General features: G+C 33.6%; 21 protein-coding genes and 1 pseudogene. 17 read left to right on the top strand and 5 right to left on the bottom strand.

Going from position 1 to position 21,641, the window contains the following annotated elements; all coding sequences use genetic code 11:
• Positions 1–6 precede the first annotated feature (6 nt).
• From BUA73_RS11605 to BUA73_RS11590, 4 genes are all read left to right on the top strand, one after another.
• The gene (locus BUA73_RS11605; RefSeq protein WP_072904288.1) at positions 7–1,038 is read left to right on the top strand and encodes a hypothetical protein; all 1,032 of its coding nucleotides are present in this window, start codon (positions 7–9) and stop codon (positions 1,036–1,038) included.
• A 65-nt stretch (positions 1,039–1,103) separates the two neighbouring features.
• The gene (locus BUA73_RS11600) at positions 1,104–2,276 is read left to right on the top strand and encodes a polysaccharide deacetylase family protein (RefSeq protein WP_072904287.1); all 1,173 of its coding nucleotides are present in this window, start codon (positions 1,104–1,106) and stop codon (positions 2,274–2,276) included.
• A 62-nt stretch (positions 2,277–2,338) separates the two neighbouring features.
• Complete coding sequence (locus BUA73_RS11595) at positions 2,339–2,950, top strand: 3'-5' exonuclease (protein WP_072904286.1); 612 nt, start codon at positions 2,339–2,341, stop codon at positions 2,948–2,950.
• Positions 2,951–2,965: 15 nt separating this feature from the next.
• Positions 2,966–4,828 carry a type IA DNA topoisomerase gene (locus BUA73_RS11590; protein ID WP_072904285.1) on the top strand — a complete coding sequence of 621 codons (1,863 nt, stop codon included), beginning with the start codon at positions 2,966–2,968 and terminating at the stop codon, positions 4,826–4,828.
• Between the two features lie 73 nt (positions 4,829–4,901).
• Here the strand turns inward: BUA73_RS11590 and BUA73_RS11585 are convergent, their stop codons facing one another.
• Positions 4,902–5,990 carry an HD-GYP domain-containing protein gene (locus BUA73_RS11585; RefSeq protein WP_072904284.1) on the bottom strand — a complete coding sequence of 363 codons (1,089 nt, stop codon included), beginning with the start codon at positions 5,988–5,990 and terminating at the stop codon, positions 4,902–4,904.
• A gap of 201 nt (positions 5,991–6,191) precedes the next feature.
• Between BUA73_RS11585 and BUA73_RS11580 the strand changes: the two genes are divergently transcribed.
• The 5 genes from BUA73_RS11580 to BUA73_RS11560 all read left to right on the top strand — a co-directional run bounded on the left by BUA73_RS11580 (position 6,192) and on the right by BUA73_RS11560 (position 13,300).
• Positions 6,192–8,120, top strand: coding sequence for an OPT family oligopeptide transporter (locus BUA73_RS11580; RefSeq protein WP_072904283.1), 1,929 nt, complete (start codon positions 6,192–6,194; stop codon positions 8,118–8,120).
• Positions 8,121–8,155: 35 nt separating this feature from the next.
• On the top strand, positions 8,156–8,491 hold the full coding sequence (locus BUA73_RS11575) for a PqqD family protein (RefSeq protein WP_072904282.1): 336 nt from the start codon (positions 8,156–8,158) through the stop codon (positions 8,489–8,491).
• A gap of 90 nt (positions 8,492–8,581) precedes the next feature.
• Positions 8,582–9,967 (top strand): dipeptidase PepV, encoded by a 1,386-nt coding sequence (pepV, locus tag BUA73_RS11570; RefSeq protein ID WP_072904281.1) that lies wholly within the window; start codon positions 8,582–8,584, stop codon positions 9,965–9,967.
• 98 nt (positions 9,968–10,065) lie between these two features.
• A complete protein-coding gene (locus BUA73_RS11565; protein WP_072904280.1) occupies positions 10,066–11,160 on the top strand; it encodes a mandelate racemase/muconate lactonizing enzyme family protein in 1,095 nt (364 codons plus the stop codon).
• A gap of 16 nt (positions 11,161–11,176) precedes the next feature.
• A complete protein-coding gene (locus BUA73_RS11560; protein ID WP_072904279.1) occupies positions 11,177–13,300 on the top strand; it encodes a HelD family protein in 2,124 nt (707 codons plus the stop codon).
• Positions 13,301–13,358: 58 nt separating this feature from the next.
• Here BUA73_RS11560 and BUA73_RS11555 read toward each other — a convergent pair whose 3' ends face one another.
• Entirely contained in the window at positions 13,359–14,441 is a 1,083-nt protein-coding gene (locus BUA73_RS11555; RefSeq protein WP_084672255.1) for a P-loop domain-containing protein, read from the bottom strand.
• A 202-nt stretch (positions 14,442–14,643) separates the two neighbouring features.
• On the opposite strand from BUA73_RS11555, the gene BUA73_RS11550 reads away from it, so the two are divergent.
• On the top strand, positions 14,644–15,942 hold the full coding sequence (locus BUA73_RS11550) for a M18 family aminopeptidase (protein ID WP_207649875.1): 1,299 nt from the start codon (positions 14,644–14,646) through the stop codon (positions 15,940–15,942).
• Between the two features lie 47 nt (positions 15,943–15,989).
• Here BUA73_RS11550 and BUA73_RS11545 read toward each other — a convergent pair whose 3' ends face one another.
• Positions 15,990–16,187, bottom strand: coding sequence for a hypothetical protein (locus BUA73_RS11545; RefSeq protein ID WP_072904276.1), 198 nt, complete (start codon positions 16,185–16,187; stop codon positions 15,990–15,992).
• A gap of 18 nt (positions 16,188–16,205) precedes the next feature.
• The gene (locus tag BUA73_RS11540; protein ID WP_072904275.1) at positions 16,206–16,394 is read right to left on the bottom strand and encodes a ferredoxin; all 189 of its coding nucleotides are present in this window, start codon (positions 16,392–16,394) and stop codon (positions 16,206–16,208) included.
• Between the two features lie 172 nt (positions 16,395–16,566).
• Between BUA73_RS11540 and BUA73_RS11535 the strand changes: the two genes are divergently transcribed.
• The 7 genes and pseudogenes from BUA73_RS11535 (at position 16,567) to BUA73_RS11510 (ending at position 21,266) form a co-directional block, all read left to right on the top strand.
• Positions 16,567–17,151: a ribonuclease FAU-1 family protein gene (locus BUA73_RS11535; protein ID WP_072904274.1), complete on the top strand. Its 585-nt coding sequence runs from the start codon at positions 16,567–16,569 to the stop codon at positions 17,149–17,151.
• Positions 17,141–18,190 (top strand): FAD:protein FMN transferase, encoded by a 1,050-nt coding sequence (locus BUA73_RS11530; protein WP_072904304.1) that lies wholly within the window; start codon positions 17,141–17,143, stop codon positions 18,188–18,190. Before BUA73_RS11535 ends, BUA73_RS11530 begins: the two co-directional genes overlap by 11 nt.
• Positions 18,168–18,560 carry a NusG domain II-containing protein gene (locus BUA73_RS11525; protein ID WP_178139263.1) on the top strand — a complete coding sequence of 131 codons (393 nt, stop codon included), beginning with the start codon at positions 18,168–18,170 and terminating at the stop codon, positions 18,558–18,560. The genes BUA73_RS11530 and BUA73_RS11525 overlap by 23 nt, the downstream gene beginning before the upstream one ends.
• Before the next feature lie 36 nt (positions 18,561–18,596).
• Positions 18,597–19,082: a Gx transporter family protein gene (locus BUA73_RS11520; protein ID WP_072904273.1), complete on the top strand. Its 486-nt coding sequence runs from the start codon at positions 18,597–18,599 to the stop codon at positions 19,080–19,082.
• A 116-nt stretch (positions 19,083–19,198) separates the two neighbouring features.
• Positions 19,199–19,441: pseudogene (locus BUA73_RS13750) on the top strand (hypothetical protein); the annotation flags it as partial.
• Positions 19,419–20,540: an RNA-guided endonuclease InsQ/TnpB family protein gene (locus BUA73_RS11515; RefSeq protein ID WP_072904272.1), complete on the top strand. Its 1,122-nt coding sequence runs from the start codon at positions 19,419–19,421 to the stop codon at positions 20,538–20,540. The pseudogene BUA73_RS13750 and the gene BUA73_RS11515, both read left to right, overlap by 23 nt.
• Before the next feature lie 165 nt (positions 20,541–20,705).
• Positions 20,706–21,266 (top strand): zf-HC2 domain-containing protein, encoded by a 561-nt coding sequence (locus BUA73_RS11510; protein WP_072904271.1) that lies wholly within the window; start codon positions 20,706–20,708, stop codon positions 21,264–21,266.
• A 66-nt stretch (positions 21,267–21,332) separates the two neighbouring features.
• Here BUA73_RS11510 and BUA73_RS11505 read toward each other — a convergent pair.
• A partial coding sequence (locus BUA73_RS11505) for an IS3 family transposase (RefSeq protein WP_143147011.1) occupies positions 21,333–21,641 on the bottom strand: 309 nt, incomplete at its 5' end.

Raw genomic sequence — 21,641 nt, 5'->3', positions numbered from 1 at the left:
AACATAGTGACCAAAAATAAAAATAGTAATATTTTAGAAGAAAACAATGAAAATCTTGAAGAAGAGCAGTCATGTGCAATTGTGTATGATATAAAAAAATCCTACGTTTTCAAGGATGCTATAATGCAGTTTTATGAAAATTGGGTTCAAATATTTGTGGGACCAGCTATCTGTGGGCTAGGATATATATTGAGAACCTTTACTAAATTAGATTTTTTTGGGTCATTGCTAATAGGTTTTGGTGCTTTTTATATTTTATTTCCTTACATTATGCTTTTAGCTAATTTGACTACCGTTAAAAAGCAGAGAATAGAAATGAGAGTAGGCAAGAAGGGTATAAATATAAGCAACTTACTAACTTCTAATGCTAGCATGACAATGTTAAGTTATGATGAAATATATGATTTGGAGAGAGAAAAAAGATATTTGCGAATATTGCCCTGTGATAACAATGGGAAAGTGTTAAATCCACTATCAATACCTGTAAATCACGTTGTAGAAGGAAATTTAGAGGAATTTACTCAAAAGATAAATGAATGCGTAAAAAAAGCTAAGGGGAAAAACAAGAATTCTGCTGAAAATACTTTTAACGGAAAACTAGTGATGGAATACAATTTAACCGAAGACCAATTTAAAAAAATATATATCAGAGAGTACTTTAAAAAGAAAATACATATATTTTATATAATTGCTTTTGCTGGCATAGCTGCAGCTTCATTTTTCGTCAATATTTCTTTGGCAATAACAGCTTTAGTTTTAGCTGTATTCTATATAGTGTTCCCAAGATGGGGATATAAATTGCACGTAAAGGATCATACTGGACGAATTGTTGTAAGAGATTGTATGAACGGTTATATAACAATTGAGGGAAATAATATAAAAGTGAAAACAAAAGCAGAAAAAATAAAAATAATTTATAATGGGGAGTACATTAAATATTTTATTCCAGTGAAAAAGAAGTACTTTAGATATATAAAAAGTAATGCTTGTGATAAAACTCAATTGAAGAGATTTATGGGGCTTGTAAACAAAGGATAATTTAAATGTATTTTAACTATTATAAGCAAATATTATGGTATGTTATAGGGGGAGGGGATATACCTATGAACATAAAATTAAAAGCAATAATAATGGTAATAGCCACTTTTTTTATGGTGGGGTGCACGTCGCAAAAGGAAAAGGTATACAATGAGCAGAAACAAGTCAATGGAGAAACCCATAATTCTTCTCATGAGAATAATGATGGAAGTTTAGCTAGTAAACTTGAAGAAGAACACAAAGATGAGGGTGCAGATAAGGAGCAAAAGCCAGTAGAAATGGTGGATTTTGTTGGAAATGCTGAACACTTATTTTTTCATCCCTTAATTGCGTACAATGAACTTGCCTTTGATGGGGACTCTAAAACTCAAGGCATGGATGACTGGTTTGTAACTGTTAAGGAATTTAAATCTGTTTTAGAACAACTGTACAAAAATAATTATATTCTTATAGACATTGAATCTATTTATTCTTTAAATAATGAGAATAATAAAATGGAAAGAAAGAGTATTAAAATACCAAAGGGTAAGAAACCCATAATACTGTCCATTGATGATATGAATTATTATGATTACATGAGAAAAGACGGTACTATACACAAACTTATTTTAGACCATGAGGGCAAGGTGGCTGCTTATACAAAAGGGGAAAATGGAGAGGATATTATATCATATGACAATAGTATAGTTCCTATATTGGACAACTTTGTAGAAAAATATCCAGATTTTTCTCTTGATGGTGTGAAGGCCACTATAGGGCTTACAGGTTATGAAGGGATTTTAGGATATAGAACCCAGCGTGATAGCAATAATCGACAACAGGAAATTGAAAAAGTAATGCCTTTAGTGAAAACTTTAAAAGAAAATGGGTGGAAATTTGCCTCTCATAGCTATGGTCATCCAGATGTAAGTTCCATTTCTTTGTCAAAATTAAAAGATGATACTGATAAGTGGGAAAGAGAAGTTAAATCGCTTATAGGAGAAACTTCAGTGTATATATATCCCTTTGGATCTTCTGTACCATACAGGGATCCTAAATTTCAATATCTTAAAAATAAAGGCTTTAGTATATTTTGTGCAGTGGGACCTATCTCCTATGAAGAATTGTATAAAGATGTAGCCCAGACTGATAGGCGTCATTGCGATGGTATAACGCTGCGAAATCAAAGGGAAAAGTATCTTGATTTGTACGATGCCAAGGAAATACTAGATATAGAAGGTAGAAAAGTGATAAAATAAGCTTATGTTGAGTAAATCGTCTAAGGAAAAAGAATTATGTTAATACGGAAAGAGGATATAAAATGAAAAGCATATTTTTAGATACTGAAACTACTGGCCTAAAACCCGGCCAGATTGTACAACTGACATATATTATTGAAGAAGATAAACAGCTTACGGCTATGAAAAACTACTTTTTTTCTGTGGATAGTGTGGAGCCAGAGGCGGAAAAAGTTCATGGATTTTCAAAGGAAAGATTGGATCTATTATCTGAAGGCTTTACCTTTAAAGAGTTGTCAGAGGAAATTCAAGAGGATTTTAATGATAGCACAATTATCGCTCACAACATAGGGTTTGATAAAAAGTTTATCGATGAAGAGTTTAGGCGTTCGTGCTTAGTTCCGGGATATTCTAAGGAATTTTGTACAATGGGATACTTTAAGGGTATTGTAAATATTCCAAATAGGTACGGAAATGGATTAAAAAATCCAAAGTTAGAAGAAGTGGTGGATTATTATAAAATAGATAAAAATTTAATTTTGGAAAAAACAAAAATACTGTTTGGATGTGAAGAGGTGTCTTTTCATGATGCAAGGTATGATGTTATGGCTATGTACATGTGCTGTTTGAAATCAAAGAAAAGAACAAAGGTGTACTCTCCATATTGGGAAAGTGACTTATATATTTTTGAATAATAGTTGGTGATAAATTTGAAAACTTTAATTTTAGCTGAAAAACCTTCTGTAGGAAGGAATATAGCTGATGCATTGAAGTGTACGAAAAAAGAAAATGGTTATCTAGAAGGAAGTCAATATATAGTTACATGGGCTTTTGGACATTTACTAAATCTATATGATACTCGAGATTATGATGAAAAACTGGCTTTATGGAATTATGAAAACTTTCCATATATACCAAAGGAGTTTAAATACAAAATCAAAGAGGACTCTAAGGTTAGAGGTAAAACGGATCAGGGAGCCAAGAGGCAACTTGAGATAATAAGCAATTTAATAAAAAGAGACGATGTGGATAGAATTATTTCTGCCACAGACTATGATAGGGAGGGAGAGACCATCTCTCTTCTTATTTTTAATTATTTAAATGTAGAAAAACCCATATTCAGAATACTTTTAAATGAATGGACTCCAGTGGAAATCGAAAGAGGCCTAAAAGAACTGCGAAAAAACGAAGATATGAAAAATCTTCAGTTTGCTGGCATAAGCCGACAGATTACAGACTGGGTCATAGGCATAAATTTTACATCTATGGCTACATTAAAATACTGTAGAGGAAGAGGAAACCTTCTAAATGTGGGAAGAGTCCTAATGCCTACTTTGAAGATGATATACGATAGGGAAAAGCAAATAAGAGAATTTAAAAGTGAAAACTATTTTGAACTTTATGCCACCTTTCAAAATGAAGCCGGTGATTATAAGGGCAAATTCTTTTATGATAAGCTAGATAAGTTTCCAAAAAAGGAAAGTGTGGAACGATTAAAAGATGAACTTACTGGCAAAAGTGGCGTAGTTACGGAAAAAAAGGTGGAATTAAAGAAAGAATACCCCCCAGCACTTTTTAATTTGAGTAACCTCCAGGGTTATATTACTAGCAAGTACAATGGATGGACCTCAGAAAAAGTTCTTAAAACTGCACAACTATTGTACGAGAAAAAGTTTATAACCTATCCTAGAACTTCTAGTACTGCTTTAGAGGAAAGTCTTACTGACAAGGCAGAACAAGTTTTGAATGCAGTAAAAAAATCTCTTCCCTTTGCAGATGAGATCAAATTTTCAGTTACTAAGAAAGTATTCAACAACGAAAAGGTGGAGAGTCACAGCGCCATAATACCAACGTATATTTTACCGGGGAGTATAAGCAATGATGAAAAAGCTGTGTATGAGGCTGTTAGAAATAGATTCATTGCGCAGTTTATGGAAGCAGCTGAATTTGAAAATACAGAGATCATAACCACGGTGATGGGTGAAAAATATCCTAGGCACTTTATCACCAAGGGCAAAATATTGAAAAAAAAATCTTGGCTTAAACTGGAGGGCACTTCAAAAAAAGATGAATTGCTTCCCATGGTGAAAAACAATGATGAAGTAGATATTTTGGCAATAGACATACAAAATAAGAAGACTAAGCCCCCAGCTCACCATACAGAAAAAACTCTTTTAAAGGCCATGGAAACCTGTGGAAAAAATAGTGGCAATGGCGAAAACGAAGAAGAGGAGCAAGAAAAACTAGTTTTAAGTGGTTATTCCATTGGAACGGCTGCTACAAGAGCTGAAATAATAAATAAATTAAAGACAGCTGGGTACATTGAACCCAAGGGGAAATCTTTACTAATAACTGAAAGAGGTATCAATTTTATAGATATTTTCCCTGTTAAAGAACTCTTGGACACAGACTACACTGGACGCATGGAAAAAGCGTTGGCGGATATGGAAAAAGGAACAATGGACAAAAATAAGTTTCTTCAATATATATTTAATTTCACAATTAATGGGGTAAAAAAAATTAAATTTAGCAAAGCAGCTATCATATGTGATACTAGGGAAAATAAAAAATAAAGGAAAGGATGATGATTTTTTTACCTTATACTGAGTAAAAAAACATCATCCTGTTCAAAGTTGTCTTTTAAATCTATAAAACGTAACCGTGGGACAGATCGGAAATAGAGTATTCACGATTTACTTTTAAATCTATAAACGTATCATTTACCATAACCAAAGGCCTATCTATATTGTTTGGATCCATTTTTATAATTTTGGCTACATCATTGTTGTTTAAAATCACCATTTCACCAGTATAGTATGTGGTCATCTTCTCTATAAAGGTTTTTAAATATATTACATCTAGTTTTGATATAAAATCACTTTCCATTATTTTAAGTGCCTCAAAGGGATTTTTTCTGGATTTGTAGGATTTGTTAGAGGTCATTGCATCAAAAACGTCTGCAATGGCAATGATCTTTGCAAATTTATGTATTTTGTCACCTGTTAGACCTAATGGATACCCTGAACCATCAATTCTCTCGTGATGCATTAGTACTGATTGAGCTATGGAATCGTCTAAAAAAGGAAATTCGCTGACAATGTTGTAGGAATATATTGGATGCTTTTTTACCTCTGCAAATTCTTTTCTTGTAAGTTCACCAGGCTTGTCTAAAATCTGGCTATCCAATTTGGTTTTGCCTATATCGTGCAAAAGCCCAGCATAATTCAGCATGGTTATTTCTTTATGGCTTAGATTTAACCATTTACCTAACATGGTAGATAGGATGGCCACATTGGTGCAATGGCGCACAAGGTACTCGTCCATATCTCTTTGAAGTGTGATGGACTTTAAGGCAAGGGAGTATTCTACAATATTATCTAATATAGAATTCGATATCTCTCTTACTATTTTAATAGAGGGCTTTGAATTATTTGTGATTGAATTCATCATAAGCTCTACATCAGAAGAAATTTTGCTAAAGGTCTCCTCAGTAGCTTGCAAGGTTCTAGCCCCTGTAGAGGGTTCCACATTTTGTTGATCCGGATTTAAAGAATAGGTTAATACATCTATAAATCCTTGGGGAAAATAGTATTGTATTTTTTTTATAACGGGTATAGTCAATGGGCTATTGATATTTAGTAGTTTTGTATCTCCATTGTATACATCCTTTGCTACTACCATGCCGGGTTTCAGACTTGCAGTAGAAACAGAAGTATATGTTTTTTCGCTGTCCATAAAATTATTCCTCCGTTCTATAACATAACATCTATAAGTTTATTATAAAATATATAATGGGATTTGTCATTATATTTAAAATATTTATTTCAAATATATATTATATATTATTTTAAAAATAATATAGAGAATAGAATGTCATATTAGGGAAATAATATCTCTATACCAAGGAAAAAACTTTGATATGGAGGAGATAAACATATGGAAAACAAAAAGAAATTATCACATGATGCTTACGGTGGTATAAAAGGGGATGATTACGAGCCTTTTATATCCTATAAAGAAGCAGTGCCTGAGAGCAGTGTGATATCTTTAACTATTGGTGTAATATTTGCGGTGGTGTTCGCTGCAGCAAACACATATTTAGGCTTGAAAGTTGGGCTTACTATAGCTGCTGGTATACCGGGCGCTATTTTGGCTACAGGTCTTTTAAAAATACTATTCAAGCGCAATAACATTTTGGAGGCTAATATGATAGCTTCTATAGCCGCTGTGGGAGAATCCATAGCGGGTGGAATAATCTTTGTACTCCCAGCTGTTATTTTGTGGGGTATGAATCTCAGTGTAATGACCATTTTTGTTGTGACAGCTATTGGTGGTCTTGTGGGGATATACTTCGTAACGCCCCTTAGAAGATTCCTTATTGTGGAGGAGCACGGCAACCTTGTGTTTCCGGAGAGTATGGCAGCAGCAGAGGTTCTTGTTACCGGAATGCAAGGTGGAGAAGCCTTTAAAAATGTACTATTAGGGCTTGCAGGAGGGGGAATATACAAACTTCTATCAGGTGGATTTAAACTATGGCTAGAGGAACCTGAGTGGACGATTAAACCCGTTGAGAATACCATATTCGGAGTGAATACCATAGCATCACTGCTTGGTGTTGGATTTATTGTTGGATTAAAGGCATCATTGTATATGTTTGCAGGGTCCTTAGTAGCATGGATAGGTTTTATTCCACTTATAAAGTATATTGGAGCAGGGCTAGACACTGCTATATATCCTTCTGTAAAACTAATAAGGGATATGAATGCTTGGAATATATGGAGCAACTACATAAAATATATCGGAGCTGGTGCCGTAGCTACAGGTGGATTTATCAGCCTTGGAAAATCTATGCCTACAATAATTAAATCCTTTAAAGCTGCCATTGGCGGTATTGGAAAGGATGAAAAAACTGGATCAGTTCACAAGAGAATAGATGAAGAACCACCTATAGTATGGGTTATAGCCTCTGCCATACTTGTATTTTTATTGTCTTGGCTTTTACCCAATATTAAAGTAGGATTACTTGGAGCTTCACTAATTGTTGTATTTTCATTTTTCTTTTCAGTTGTATCAGCTAGAATGGTAGGAATAATAGGAGCTTCCAATAATCCAGTATCAGGTATGACCATAGCAACACTTTTGATTGTCACATCCCTTTTGAAAATAACAGGAAAAACAGGAGAAAGTGGCATGATGGCTGCTCTTTTAATTGGTGGTATAGTTTGTGTTGCCATTGCCGTGGCAGGCGGAACAGCTCAAAGTTTAAAGACTACTTTTGTCATTGGAGGCTCTCCAAGAAAAGTTCAGATGGGTATGTATTTAGGCCTTTTATTTGCAGCCGTTGCAGCAGGTGCTATAGTTCTAATGCTCAATTCGGCCTTTGGTATCGGTTCAAAAGAAGTAGCAGCACCACAGGCAACACTGATGGCTCTAGTAGTAAAGGGAGTTATGACTGGACAGCTGCCATGGACGTTAGTTATAGTTGGGGCTGTCATAGCAGTATTTTGCGAAATTGTTGGTCTTCCAATTCTCCCTGTTGCACTGGGAATTTATCTTCCAATACATTTGAACACCGGAATACTTATTGGAGGCATTATCAGAGTTCTTGTGGAGAAGAGATTTAAAAATGAGGAGGAAAAGCAAAAAGAAAAAGTGGAGAGAGGTATTTTATTGTGTTCCGGTATTGTATCTGGGGATGCACTGACAGGAATTATAATAGCTATATTCACTATAAGCGGTATAAACATAGCCTTTGGTGAAAAATTCTTAACTGCCCTTACAGGAAGTCCACTTTTTGCAACCATCTTATTTCTCATCTTAGGTGCATGGGTATACATGTTCTCCATAGGTGGAAAAGATGCTTAGAACTCTAAAATGAATAAGGATAAGGAAGATTTGAAATGAAAAATAAAAAAATAGAAGATAATTTTTTGAAGTATGTACCTAAAATTAAATATAAAAATTGGGAAAATCACAATGGCATAGTGACCTTATATTTTTTTAGAGATAGCATGGTGGAAAAAATAGTTTGTTTTTTATTTAAAAAACCTAAAATTACAGATATTAAATTAGATAAATTGTCTTCTAAGGTGTGGCTGATGATAAATGGTAAGGACGATGTTTGGTCCATAAGTGAAAAGCTTTGTGAAGATACCGGTGATTCCATAGAAACATCCTATAAAAGAGTAATACTATTTTTAAGGTATCTCACGAGAAGAGGATGGATATGTTTTTAATTTAATAAATATTTGATTTTTATAACATAAGATATTATACTTAAGCTATGTATCTTTTATAAAAATTTTAATGTGTATTGGGAGGGTATTATGGATTTTAACAAGAGAATAGATGAACTAAAAAATGATCTTATTAATGACACTGCAGAATTGGTGAAAATTAAGAGTGTGGAGGAAGCTCCATTGCCTGGTATGCCTTTTGGCGAAGGACCAGCAAAATCCTTACAGTGCGCTTTAAATATCGCTATAAGGTTAGGATTTAAAACTGTAAATTTAGATAACTATGTTGGATATGCTGAATTTGGTGAGGGTGAAGAGTATGTCATGGCTCTTGGACACGTAGACGTAGTGCCAGAAGGAGATAACTGGACTTATCCTCCATATGGGGCTGAAATCCACAATGACAACATGTATGGAAGAGGTACTCTTGATGATAAGGGCCCAATAATGGCAGCCCTATACGGTGCAAAAGCAGTGATGGACTCTAAGGCTCCTATATCTAAGAGAATAAGAATTGTCTTTGGTTCAAACGAAGAAACTGGAGATTCAGACATAGAGTACTATTTAGAGAGAGAGAAGGCACCTGCTATGGGATTTACCCCAGATGCTGAATATCCTCTTATAAATGGTGAAAAAGGAATGTTCGGATGCAATCTTGTAAAAAAGATAAATGGAAATGACCAAGGTCTCATTCTAAAGAGTATAGAAGGAGGTCAGGCACACAATATTGTTCCAAATAAATCAGTGGCAGTGCTAACAGGCAATACTGAAGGAGTTGTAGAAGCAATAAACAAATACATTGCCGAAAAGCAACTTACTGTAAGTGTTAAAGTAGAAAATGATGAAGTTATAGTTGAATCAACAGGTGTAAGTGTTCACGCAAGTACACCATGGGGCGGTAAAAATGCCATAATGCAGCTGTTTGAAGTTTTAGGTGCAGTTAAATTTGGAAGCAGCGATTTAAATCAGTATGTTGAGTTTATGAATAGCTCCATAGGTATGAATTGCGTGGGAGAAAAGTTTGACGTTGGACTAGAGGATAAAGCATCAGGAAAACTATCATTTAATATAGGTGTAATAAGCATGAAAGAAAATGTGATAGATGTTTCTGTAGACATAAGATTCCCGGTTACGTTTAATGCAGAGGATGTAGAAATTCCTTTCAAAAATAAATTAGCTGGCACTGGCATAGAAATAGAAAATCTTAGCACAGCAAAACCATTGTATTTTGAAGAATCACATCCATTGGTACAAAAGCTTAGAAAAGTATATTCAGAGCAAACAGGAAAGGATTCCACTCCAATATGTATCGGAGGAGGAACATATGCAAAAGCTATGCCAAACATACTTGCTTTTGGACCAGTATTCCCAGGAGATCCTGACACTGTGCACCAAGTAAATGAATTTATTTCTATAGACAACTTAGTTATAAATGCAAAAATATATGCAGAAGCTTTGTTTGAGATGGCAAAATAATATTTAATAAAATTGTAGTGTTTACAAGAGCATGCTGTGGCATGCTTTTGTTTAGTTAAATAATAAGGTTTTGGACAAACAATATATGGGGGTTAATCATGAATATTAAAGATATAGAAATAGGGAGAATCAATTTACCGTTGAATAGTGATTACAACTATTGTGGTAAGTACTCAAAAAATCCAAAGGAGATTGTCATAAAGATAATAACTAATACTGGTGATATTGGCATAGGCAGTGCTGCTGTTACACCTGACATAACCGGTGACATAGAAGCATCCATAATAGGTGCTATAAATTTTGTGAAACCACATATAATAGGTATGAATATTGACTGCAGGGATGAGATTATGGAAGTGGTAAACAATAATATAGAAAACAACAACTCTGCAAAGGCTGCCATTGATATGGCTATTTACGATTTATTCGGCAAAAAGTATAATATACCTTTATTTAAATTGTTGGGTGGGTATAGCACGTCCATAGGCACTGATATAACAATACCATATGCTTGTGTGGAACAAATGGTCAGTGCTGCATTAAATGCCAGTCTTAAAGGATACAAATGCCTTAAAATTAAAGTGGGCTACAATGATGATCAAGAGGGCGATTTGGAAAGGGTAATGGCTATAAAAAAAGCCATTAAAAAAGATACTAAAGTGAGAATAGACGGCAATCAGGGTTGGGGTCCAAAACAGGCCGTAAAGATAATAAGAAAGTTAGAAGATCTGGGATTAGATATAGATTTTGTAGAGCAGCCTGTAAAGGCTTGGGATCTAGAAGGATTGAAATACGTTACTGACAATGTAGATACTGAAATATTGGCAGATGAAGCCGTTATGGGACCTCAGCATGCATTTAAAATTATTAAAAATAGAGGTGCGGATTTAATAGGTATAAAGCTGATGAAGTGCGGCGGTTTTAATAATGTAATGAAAATTTACAATATGGCTGAAACCATGGGAATAAAATGCATGATGGGATGCATGGTGGAAAGCAAAATCGGAATAACAGCGGCGGCTAGCTTTGCAGCAGCCAAGGCTAAAATGATAAAATCTGATTTGGACACAATGCTTAGATTCACAGATGATCCTATAAGAGGTGGGGTAATATTTGAAGATGATATTCTGACTCTTACGGATAAACCAGGGCTTGGTATTGATAGCGTAAATGGATGGCAAAAAATAATTTAATGGAAAGGATAATTATATGGAGTCAAAAAACATTGATATTTCCAAGGAAATGGAGCTTCAATTAGAAAAAGAAAAGCTGGATCAGGTATTATGCATAATTGATGAGGAAATCGAGAAAACCATAGAAAGCAGGAAAGTATTCCTAGATGAATTGCTTACTTATAGAAAGCAGTTTGTAGAGGAATATAGGGATGATGAAGATAAGGTTATTGAGTATTTTGACCACGAGAGGTTTATAACTGAGGAAGCTTTTAACCTTATGGATGGCAAACTAAAGGAATTAACTTATTTAAAGGAATGTCCTTATTTTGGAAGAATTGATTTTAGAGAAGAAGAGTTTGGTATTGAAAAAATCTATATTGGCAGATTTGGACTGCTTCGAAAAAGCGATAATGAACCTGTAGTGGTGGATTGGAGAAGTCCAGTGGCGTCACTGTTTTACCAAGGAAAATTAGGTGAAGCATGCTACAATGTTGATAACAATAGCTTTTATGTTACTATACTAAAAAGGGTTCAGTTTATAATTAAAAAAGCAAAGCTCCTTGGCATGTTTGACTCTGATATTGACGTAAAAGATGAAATTCTACAACAAGTTCTAAGCAGCAATTGCCAAGATAAACTGAAAGATATTGTTAGAACAATTCAAAAGGAACAGGATAATATAATACGAACAAATCCGTACGACACAGTTATAGTGGATGGCGTGGCTGGCAGTGGCAAAACCACCATTGCTCTTCACAGGATAGCGTATTTACTGTATAACTATAGAAAACAGTTGGAAAATAAAATGCTCATTATTGGTCCCAATGAAATATTTATGGAGTATATCAGCGATGTACTTCCTAGTTTAGGAGAAAAAAATGTGGAGCAGTGCACCTTTAGGGAGTTATCTTTAGATTCTTTAGGCCTTAAGGATGAGGAAGTAATGAGTTTTAACGAATATATGGAGGCAATTCTTCGAAAAGATAAAGAAATAATAGAAGACATGAGATTAAAGGCCACAGAAGAATACGCTTTAAAACTAGAGGATTATGTAAAAAAACTAGAGGAAAACTATTGCGTTTGCAGGGATGTAGAATACCTTGGAGACATAGTAGTTAGTGAAGATGATCTCAAGGATATGTTCTATAATTATTATATAAAAATGCCTTTAGCAAAGCGTCTAAATAAGGTAAGAAGGATTATAATATCAAAGTTGCACTATAGAAGAGATGAGGAAGTTAGAAAAATAAAGCAACAGTACAATGAAATTAAAAAGAAGCTAAGTGAAAGCGCCTTGGAGGAAGAAATTAATAATCTTCAGTACAAGAAGAAATTGAGCATAAGAAATGTTATTGAACAACTCCGTGAAGTAAAAAAACAGCTTATAAAATATCAGGTGGATGGCATAGTAGATTTGTACAATAAATTTAATGATTTTAAGCAGATTACAAATCATGATTTAGCACCTATGTTGTATTTAAAATACAAATTGTATGGTTTTGATATAGGAAAGGAAATAAAGCATGTGGTCATCGATGAGGCTCAGGATTTCTCTATGTTGCAGCTTAAGGTAATCAAGGCCATGACAAATGCCTCTGCTATGACCATACTAGGGGATAGCAATCAGAAAATAATGCCAGAATCTTGTGGTGTAAATATGAGCCAAATAAAAGATATATACGATTTTAAGTCCATGAAGTTTTATAAACTGGATAAAAGTTACAGGTCTACTACTGAAATTATGCAGTATGCAAACAAGTTCTTGGATAACAATCACATAATTCCATTGGTTCGCAGTGGAAAACCTGTGGAGGAAAAAAATATTTGTGATTTAAATTCCCTATGCCAATTGGTAACTGATAAAATTTTGAGAGCTAGGGATGAAGAATACAACACTGTGGGTGTTATATGTGAGGACATGGAGCAAACAGAATACGTTTATAAGGCTATAAAGGATAAAGTCAGGGTCAATATAATCAATAAAGAGGAATCTATGTACAAAGGTGGCGTTGTAGTAATTCCTACTTATTTTGCCAAGGGATTGGAATTTGACAAGGTTATAGCGGTATTTAAACACAAGTATGAAGATAATAACTATATGAGATATATAACATGTACAAGGGCTCTTCATGAACTATGCGTTATAAATATAAAATAGAATGATAAAAGTTCTAGCTTTAAAGTGATGATCATCATTTAAAGGCTAGAACTTCTTTCTAAATGAAACTGTGAATTTTTTCTATGATATTGTCTCTAATAGAATTTATTTTGTTGAAGTCCACTGCGTCAATATAAATATTTTCTAAGTCATCGTGTGTCTTTTTCGTCATTTTTAGCATATTTAGTGCAATGCTTAACATTTCGTCAGAATAGGCTTTGTTTTCTTTCATATCCTGAAGGAAGTCGCAAACAAGCTCTGACTTTAAAAATCTGTCTAAATATATGATTTTATAAGGGGTATCTAAAGGGCAATACTGGTTATCAGATACAATGCTAATGTTTAGTTCTTTTATATAAATGTGTTCAAGCTTCTCTGGAGCCAGTGGGTTATGAAATGCATCTACTGAAAGTCCCATGTTTAAAGCAGTTTTCACAAGATCTTGAAGCATATGATTTCTTCCTATAGAACCCTTTAGCAAATAGGTTTTGTGGGATTTTTTTATGAGCTCATTTACATAACTTACAGCTCCTTGCGGTGCAAAGGCTGATATAAAAAGATGTCGGCTATTCGTAGGACAATCCATTGATTTAATGCTATTGGAGAAAATTTCCTTAGATAACTCTCCTAATAATGATACATATTCTTTGTGGTTAATTGCTTTTTTCATGGTGAAGCTATTGTTTTCTAATAGATTTCTGCAGCATTTAAGATAAGAGAAACATCTATCATAATATACCGAGAGGTTTTCTTGACATTTTATTATTTTTTCTCTTGAGGATTTTAGCTTTGATTCATCCCAATTCAAACTAAGATCTACAATTTCATCCACAGCACCAGGATATTTTGGGTCCATGGTGTGAGGTGCAGTGCCATCAAAAAGAGCGATTTTAAGGTTATTTATCAAAATGCAGTCTAAGGAGTCGCAGTCGGAGGAACAGTGAAAATAATCTATATCGTATCCCAAGGTTTCAAAATGGGAGCCAACACTTTTCATCAAAGTTGATTTACCAGTTCCAGGACCTCCTTTTAAATAAAAAACTCTGTTAGCTTGCTTTAAATCAATGGCTTCATGAAATAAAGAGAAAAATTTACAAGAAGTATTGCCGCCTAAAAAATAATTGTTAATATTACCGTTCAATTTCTTTACCTCGCTGAATTTTTTCATTATATTATATTCGACTTAATAAACAAAGGTGAAAGTCTAAGCTTACATTTAGTGTTTGTCTGTATTTAAAAAAAATCAATAATGTTATATAATTAAAATGTCCATGGATATACAAAATTATACCCATGGTTAGTGTGACAAAAAATATGAGTTTTTATAATAGGAGGATATGGAAATGAAATCATGTGAGTTTGCTCAAAACTTAATCGATTTTATAAGTGAAAGTCCTACAGCTTTTCATGCTACAAGTAGCGCAGAGAAGCTTTTAGCAGCAGCGGGATTTTCAGAGGTAAAGGAAGAAGAAAAATGGGAATTGAAAAAAGGTGGAAAATACTATCTTAAGAAAAATGATTCAGCTATAGTTGCATTTAGAGTTGGGAAAAGTGAAATAGAGGAGAATGGTTTTAGATTGATAGGAGCACATACAGATTCACCTACTTTTAGAATTAAACCAGCTAGCGAAATAGTTGTGGAGAATTCATATGTTAAGTTAAATACGGAGCCTTATGGTGGATTGATATATAATACATGGATGGATAGACCTTTATCCATAGCTGGAAGAGTTGTTTTAAAAAGTGATGATGTATTTAATCCTGAGAAGAAGTTCTTAAATATAACAAGGCCAATTATGATAATTCCCAATATGGCCATTCATATGAATAGAAATATAAACAAAGGGGTAGAATTGAATCCACAAAATGATCTTCTGCCAGTTTTAACTTTAATAAATGAAAATATGGAGAAACAAGGATATCTTTTAAACTTAATTGCAGATGAGCTGAAAGTAAACAAAGAAGATATAATTGACTTTGATTTATATATGTATGAAACTGAAAAAGGATGTATTATGGGTCTAAATCAGGAATTTATATCTTGCAGTAGACTTGACGATTTGCAGATGGTTCATGCTGGTATAATTGCCCTTATAAACTCAAATGACAGCCATACAACCAATGTGATGATTTGCTATGATAATGAAGAAATCGGTTCAATGACTAAGCAAGGGGCAGATTCAGAACTTGTGCCACAAATTCTTGAAAGAATTTGTATTTGCCTTGGAAAAGAAAGGGAAGATTATTTTAGAGCCCTTGGCAAATCTTATTTGATTTCGGCAGACAATGCTCACGCTGTACATCCTGCCAACGTTGCAAAACATGATCCTACTAACAGACCGATGATAAATAAAGGACCTGTAATTAAAGTTAGTGCAAAACAGAAATACACTACAGATGCGGACTCCAGCGCAGTTTACGAGATGATATGCAAAAAAGCCCAGGTACCTTATCAAAAATTTGTAAATAGATCAGATGAACCAGGTGGATCAACTATTGGACCTATTTCTGCAGCTCACTTAAATATTCGTTCAGTAGATATAGGAAATCCAACGCTATCTATGCACTCCATAAGAGAAATGGCTGGTGTGGAAGACCATTTAAATGTATACAAGAGCTTTGTTGAATTTTATAATATATAATGTTTAAAATTAAAAGGTTGTGGTGCTTATACCACAACCTTTTAATTTTAAAATTGCTCATGATCAGAGTTATCATAAGTATAGTCAAATTCAGAATATGAAATATTGTTTGTTACTATTTCGTCTCCGATATTATCTCCTAATGGAGTGTAGTCTTCGCCATCCTTATAGAAGGTCATTTTGCTGTTAAGTGATTCATCAAGATAACCTCTAATGGAAGGCCCATAGCTTTTATTTTTCTTCATTTTTTCCTCCCTATAATTTTAATCTATTGATATAGCATCTACAGGGCAGCTGTTGGCAGCTTCTGTAGCTAACTCTTGGTGAGATTCGTCAATGTCTGTTTTTATGGCTTCAGCCTTTCCGTCTACATCCATGGTAAAAACAGTAGGGCAGATGCTTGCACAAATACCGCAGCCAATACATGTATCTTTGTCTACAATGGCTATCATAATCGATTACCTCCATAATTTAGTATATATATAGTATTACATTAATTATTATAAATATACATGATTACATAGTATAAAAAGGCCCATGTTATTGGGAGAATAATAATAATGTGTTATAATAAAAATAAATGTTTAATTGACAACACTTTGTATACGGGAGGGTTGATAAATATTGAAAATCAAACAAGCTGGATATAATAGGTCACTGCGCGTTTTAAAACAGAAAAATATGCTGAAGAAAATTAATTGTGATAAGTTTTATGGCTATGTGAATTTGTGCTATTTTGAAGAGATAAAATATCCTAAGTTCATAGTTTTTAGAGATAATAAAATAAATATATGGGACAATGGGTATTGTTGGGTTCAGTATTTTGAACTAGGACGAGAATACTCTGTTACTGCAATGTACGATAAAAATAATGTATTAAAGCAATGGTATATTGATATATGCAAGCCGGTGAAGGTGAATAGAAAGGGTATACCGTATTTTAGAGATATGTATCTTGACCTTGTAGTACTTCCTTCAGGGCAAATGGAGGTTCTCGATGAGGATGAACTCCAAGAAGCACTAGAGAATCATCACATTACAACTAGGGAATATAAAAGGGCTTATGAGGTACTAGAGCAGCTTAAGGACCGCGTGAAAAAAGGAAATATTTCAGAAATGAACATGAGCAAAACTAATTTAATTCAATTAAAAGAAGAACTTTTTGCCATGGATGAACAAGAGGATGAAGGGAATCAACATGAAAAGTAAAAACAAATTTTTATCAGGTTTTATTTTGCTAGCTATTACTATGGTTTTATTTATAGGATGTGGTGAAAACAATAAGGAGTATTCTAAAGATGATTTCATCATGGGTACCATTATTAATTTAGAGTATTACGGAAAAAATGGGGATAAGGCCATAGATGAGTCCATAGAAAGGCTTAAAGCCATGGAAAATCTCATGTCTTTAAATATAGATAGCAGTAGCATAAACAAGATAAATAACCATGCTTATAATGAAGACGTAAAGCTTACAGAAGAAGAGGAAGAGGTAATAAAGAAAGCTATATATTACGGTGAAATTAGCCAAGGGGCTTTTGATATAAGTATAAGACCAGTTAGTAAACTTTGGGCCATTGGTACGGATAAAGAGAGAATACCAAAGGACAGTGAGATTATAAGTGGTCTTGCTCACGTTAATTACAAGAATATAGTTTTAGATGAAAAAAATAAAACAGTAAGATTCTTGGATAAGGGAATGGAACTAGATTTTGGTGGCATTGCCAAGGGCTTTGCTGCAGATGAACTTACAAAAATACTGAAAAAGTATGATATAAAACATGCTTTGATTAATTTAGGTGGAAATCTCTTTGTATATGGTGGCAAAGAAAAGGGTGAACCATTAAATATTGGAATACAAGATCCGCTAAAAGAACAGGGTACTTATGCAGCTATTGTAAGGGTAAAAGATAAATCTGTAGTTACATCGGGAAATTATGAAAGGTACTTTGAAGTAGGTGGTAAAAGATATCACCATATCATAGACCCCAATACAGGATATCCCTCAGACAATGGGATTATAAGTAGTACTATTATATCCGATAAATCCATTGATGGGGATGCGTTATCCACTGCTACATATGTAATGGGCGTTGAAAAATCTATGAAATTAATTAATTCCATGGATGGTGTAGAAGCAATTTTTATAACAAAGGATAAAAAAATATATACCACAAAAGGCCTTGATGGCAGTAATTTTAAGGTTGAAAATAAGGAGTATAGCTATGAAAATGAAAAAGGGCGATAAATTTGTAGTTGTACTTTGTAGTGTTGTTTTTATATGCAGTATAATTTCTGTATTTTATTATTTTCACAGAAATAATAATGATGGTGATTTGATTGCGGAAATTTATGTAAATAATGAAAAGAAGTATACTTATAATTTGTCCAACATATCCAAGCGTCAAACCATAACCATAAAAGTTGACGACCACCATTACAATGTCATAGCCTTAGAGCATAATAGAATAAGATTTGAAGATGCTAATTGCCATGACGGTGTTTGCGTGAGAACAGGTTGGCTTAACAAAAAAGGGGAAATGGCAGTGTGCCTTCCTCACAAGGTATACATAAAAATTACTGGAAGTGATAAAAGTGTGGACGGTGTTACTTTTTAGCTAAAAGTAAGGATAGACGAGAGGTTACAAATAAGGATGAAGAGTATTAGAAAAATAACATATTTGGGTCTATGTCTTGGAATAGCATTGATCATTTTTGCCATAGAAGCACAGATTCCAGTGTTTTTTCCAGGAATGAAGCTTGGTCTTGCAAATTCAGTATCATTGTTCTTAATGTACACTATGGGGCCTACAGAGGCACTTATCATAATGATTCTAAGGACTTTTTTAGGATCAGTGTTTGCAGGGAATCTTTTTGGATTTGTTTTCAGTTTAGCGGGAGGGCTTGTCAGCAATCTAGCCATGATAGCCCTTAAAACTCATTATAAAGAGGATATAAGCATTATATCAATTAGTGTGGCAGGTGGCGTATTCCATAATGTTGGGCAGCTCTTAGCTGCAGCTACAGTCATAAGTGATTTTAAAATATTCATTTATTTTCCACTGCTAATGGCTTCAGGTATGGCAACAGGGGCTTTTGTTGGCATAGTGGTGAATGAACTGGTAAAGAGGATAAAATGATTTAAATAACAAAATCAAAAACTGTCCGTGAAAAGGCAGTCTTTTTTGTAACCTTTTGATGCAAAATGCAAAGAATAGGTATTTTATGATGTTAAGAAAAAGAAAATATAATGAAATTAAGATTTGGTTTTGAAATTATAGAAAACCTATGTAATAAGTATGGAACTACTATTGAAATTATAGATAATACTGAAAAGACAGAAGGACAGGAATTGGTTGAAGATTTAATTCAAATAGGGCGTGCTTACGGGGTAAGCGATCTTATCCGGTTTTAGTCGTAGACTTCAAGTCAAAAGAGCAAATAAAGCTAAAAAATGATTAAGGAGTTGTTGGAGAATGATACTGGGGAAGAAAGTTAGATTATTTCCAACTAAAGTGCAAGAACAAAAACTATGGCAATCAGTTGGAACTGCAAGATTTATTTATAATTGGACTTTAGCAAGACAAGAGGAAAATTATAAGAATGGTGATAAATTTATATCTGATAATGATTTAAGAAAAGAATTAACTATCTTAAAGAAAACAAAACTTAATTGGCTTAATGAAGTATCTAACAATGTGGCTAAACAAGCTGTTAAAGATGGTTGTGAAGCTTATAAGAAGTTTTTCAAAGGGTTAGCTGATAGACCACGATTCAAGAGTCGAAGAAAGTCTAAACCGTCTTTTTATAATGATACATCAAAGCTTAAAGTTAAAGAAAGTTCAGTATTAATTGAAAAAGTTGGTTGGGTAAATACAAAGAAAAATTCAATACCTATGAATTGTAAATATACTAATCCACGAATAAGTTTTGACGGAAAGTATTGGTTTATATCAGTTGGTATTGAAAAAGAAAACCCAATAGTAGAATTAACTACTGAAAGTATAGGAATTGATGTGGGCATAAAAGATTTAGCTATATGCTCCAATGGAATGACTTTTAAAAATATCAATAAAACAAGAGTTGTAAAGCAACTTGAAAAAAGGCTACGTAGATTACAACGTAGGGTATCTCGCAAATACCTAAAAAATAAAGAAGGGAGTAAGTTTGTTAAAACAAGTAATATTATAAAAATCGAAAAGCAGATTAAATTACTTCATAGAAAATTAGCTAATATAAGAAGTAATCATAATCACCAAGCAACGAATAAGATAGTGAAAACCAAGCCATCAAGAGTTGTTATGGAAACACTTAATATTACCGGAATGATGAAGAATAAGCATTTATCAAAAGCAATAGCGAAACAATGTTTATATGAGTTTAAAAGACAAATGCAATATAAATGTGAGTTCAACGGAATTGAATTTGTAGAAGCTGATAAATGGTATCCATCATCAAAGACTTGTAGTGAGTGTGGTCATGTAAAATCAAAGCTTTCATTATCTGAAAGGACATATATCTGTGAAGAATGTGGTTGTGTTATAGATAGAGATTTTAATGCAAGTATTAATCTTTCGAGATATAAATTAGTAGTCTAATCACCCAAAAGATACTACTAATGTGTACCATGCGTTGTATGGGAATTTAAGCCCTCGGAGTGTCACATCAAACGAAAGTAGCTTTATAGCAAAATCGAACACGTTGAACAGGGAATTAAACAAGCTTTATAGATTTTTATAAAGTTTTGGCAACGGAGTATAGATATGAAATATGATTGCGATGTAATCAAGGATTTAGAAGTGTTATATCATGAAGATGCTATAAGCGAAAAAAGCAAGGAAGTTATAGAGGAACATTTAAAAGAATGTGAGCAGTGCAGAAGAATATACGAGATGAATTCAACAGCATATGAGCATAATAAAATTCAAGAAGAAGAAATAGCTCACAGTAAAGAAATAAAGAAGTATGCTGGCAAAATAAAAAAAAGGCGCATAATCATAACTGCCATTGTAGTATTTATAATGCTTATAATGATGTCATCTATTATATCCATGAAGACGGTGGGTGTTATAAACCCCTTTGCCACGCTTGGCGGTATTGTAAAGATAAAGCTAGGAAGCAACGGTATTGCAACGGTGCAAAAAAATCCTAGAGTGATTTTCGCTAAATTTTACAGCGAGTTCAAAAATTATATCGAAAGCCAAGGGTACCACATGGTAGAAGAAGAGAGAATGGGATCAGAGTATGTCGTAGAAAAACAGGGGCTTAGGGAAAGAGTCATAATTAAGATGAATTCATATGCCACTATAATTCAGTGGGAATAATGGTGAAAATAAAACACTAGGGGGAGGTTTAAAATGGATCCTATGTCAAGGACATTTTGAAAAAGTCTAGACAGCTAAAAGCTGATTTCTATATTGTATAGGAGTCAGCTTTTTTAATCCCCATTGATATCTAAAGTTATTATAGTACTCCATATAATCATCTATTATAAACTGTAATTCCTTAAATGTAGAACAACTTTTAGAATCTATCTCATCTTTCATATGGCCGAAAAATGATTCTTGAGGAGCGTTATCCCAACAATTTCCTCTTCTTGACATGGATTGACCAAGACTATATTTCTTTAGTAATTTTTGAAATTTTGGACTAGTATAGTGAGCCCCTTGATCTGAATGTATAAATGCACCTTTATGTAA

Origin of the sequence: Hathewaya proteolytica DSM 3090, assembly GCF_900142225.1 — a bacterium.
Lineage (GTDB): Bacteria > Bacillota > Clostridia > Clostridiales > Clostridiaceae > Hathewaya > Hathewaya proteolytica.
Note: the sequence above shows the minus strand (reverse complement) of the source record. Positions and strands in the feature narration are given on the sequence as shown.

Bases quoted from the DNA above. Each gene is read 5' to 3' on its own strand.
- BUA73_RS11600 (WP_072904287.1), top strand. From the start codon at position 1,104: ATGAACATAAAATTAAAAGCAATAATAATGGTAATAGCCACTTTTTTT.
- BUA73_RS11595 (WP_072904286.1), top strand. From the start codon at position 2,339: ATGAAAAGCATATTTTTAGATACTGAAACTACTGGCCTAAAACCCGGC.
- BUA73_RS11585 (WP_072904284.1), bottom strand. From the start codon at position 5,990: ATGGACAGCGAAAAAACATATACTTCTGTTTCTACTGCAAGTCTGAAA.
- BUA73_RS11580 (WP_072904283.1), top strand. From the start codon at position 6,192: ATGGAAAACAAAAAGAAATTATCACATGATGCTTACGGTGGTATAAAA.
- BUA73_RS11575 (WP_072904282.1), top strand. From the start codon at position 8,156: ATGAAAAATAAAAAAATAGAAGATAATTTTTTGAAGTATGTACCTAAA.
- pepV (WP_072904281.1), top strand. From the start codon at position 8,582: ATGGATTTTAACAAGAGAATAGATGAACTAAAAAATGATCTTATTAAT.
- BUA73_RS11565 (WP_072904280.1), top strand. From the start codon at position 10,066: ATGAATATTAAAGATATAGAAATAGGGAGAATCAATTTACCGTTGAAT.
- BUA73_RS11560 (WP_072904279.1), top strand. From the start codon at position 11,177: ATGGAGTCAAAAAACATTGATATTTCCAAGGAAATGGAGCTTCAATTA.
- BUA73_RS11550 (WP_207649875.1), top strand. From the start codon at position 14,644: ATGAAATCATGTGAGTTTGCTCAAAACTTAATCGATTTTATAAGTGAA.
- BUA73_RS11545 (WP_072904276.1), bottom strand. From the start codon at position 16,187: ATGAAGAAAAATAAAAGCTATGGGCCTTCCATTAGAGGTTATCTTGAT.
- BUA73_RS11540 (WP_072904275.1), bottom strand. From the start codon at position 16,394: ATGATAGCCATTGTAGACAAAGATACATGTATTGGCTGCGGTATTTGT.
- BUA73_RS11530 (WP_072904304.1), top strand. From the start codon at position 17,141: ATGAAAAGTAAAAACAAATTTTTATCAGGTTTTATTTTGCTAGCTATT.
- BUA73_RS11525 (WP_178139263.1), top strand. From the start codon at position 18,168: ATGAAAATGAAAAAGGGCGATAAATTTGTAGTTGTACTTTGTAGTGTT.
- BUA73_RS11520 (WP_072904273.1), top strand. From the start codon at position 18,597: ATGAAGAGTATTAGAAAAATAACATATTTGGGTCTATGTCTTGGAATA.
- BUA73_RS11515 (WP_072904272.1), top strand. From the start codon at position 19,419: ATGATACTGGGGAAGAAAGTTAGATTATTTCCAACTAAAGTGCAAGAA.
- BUA73_RS11510 (WP_072904271.1), top strand. From the start codon at position 20,706: ATGAAATATGATTGCGATGTAATCAAGGATTTAGAAGTGTTATATCAT.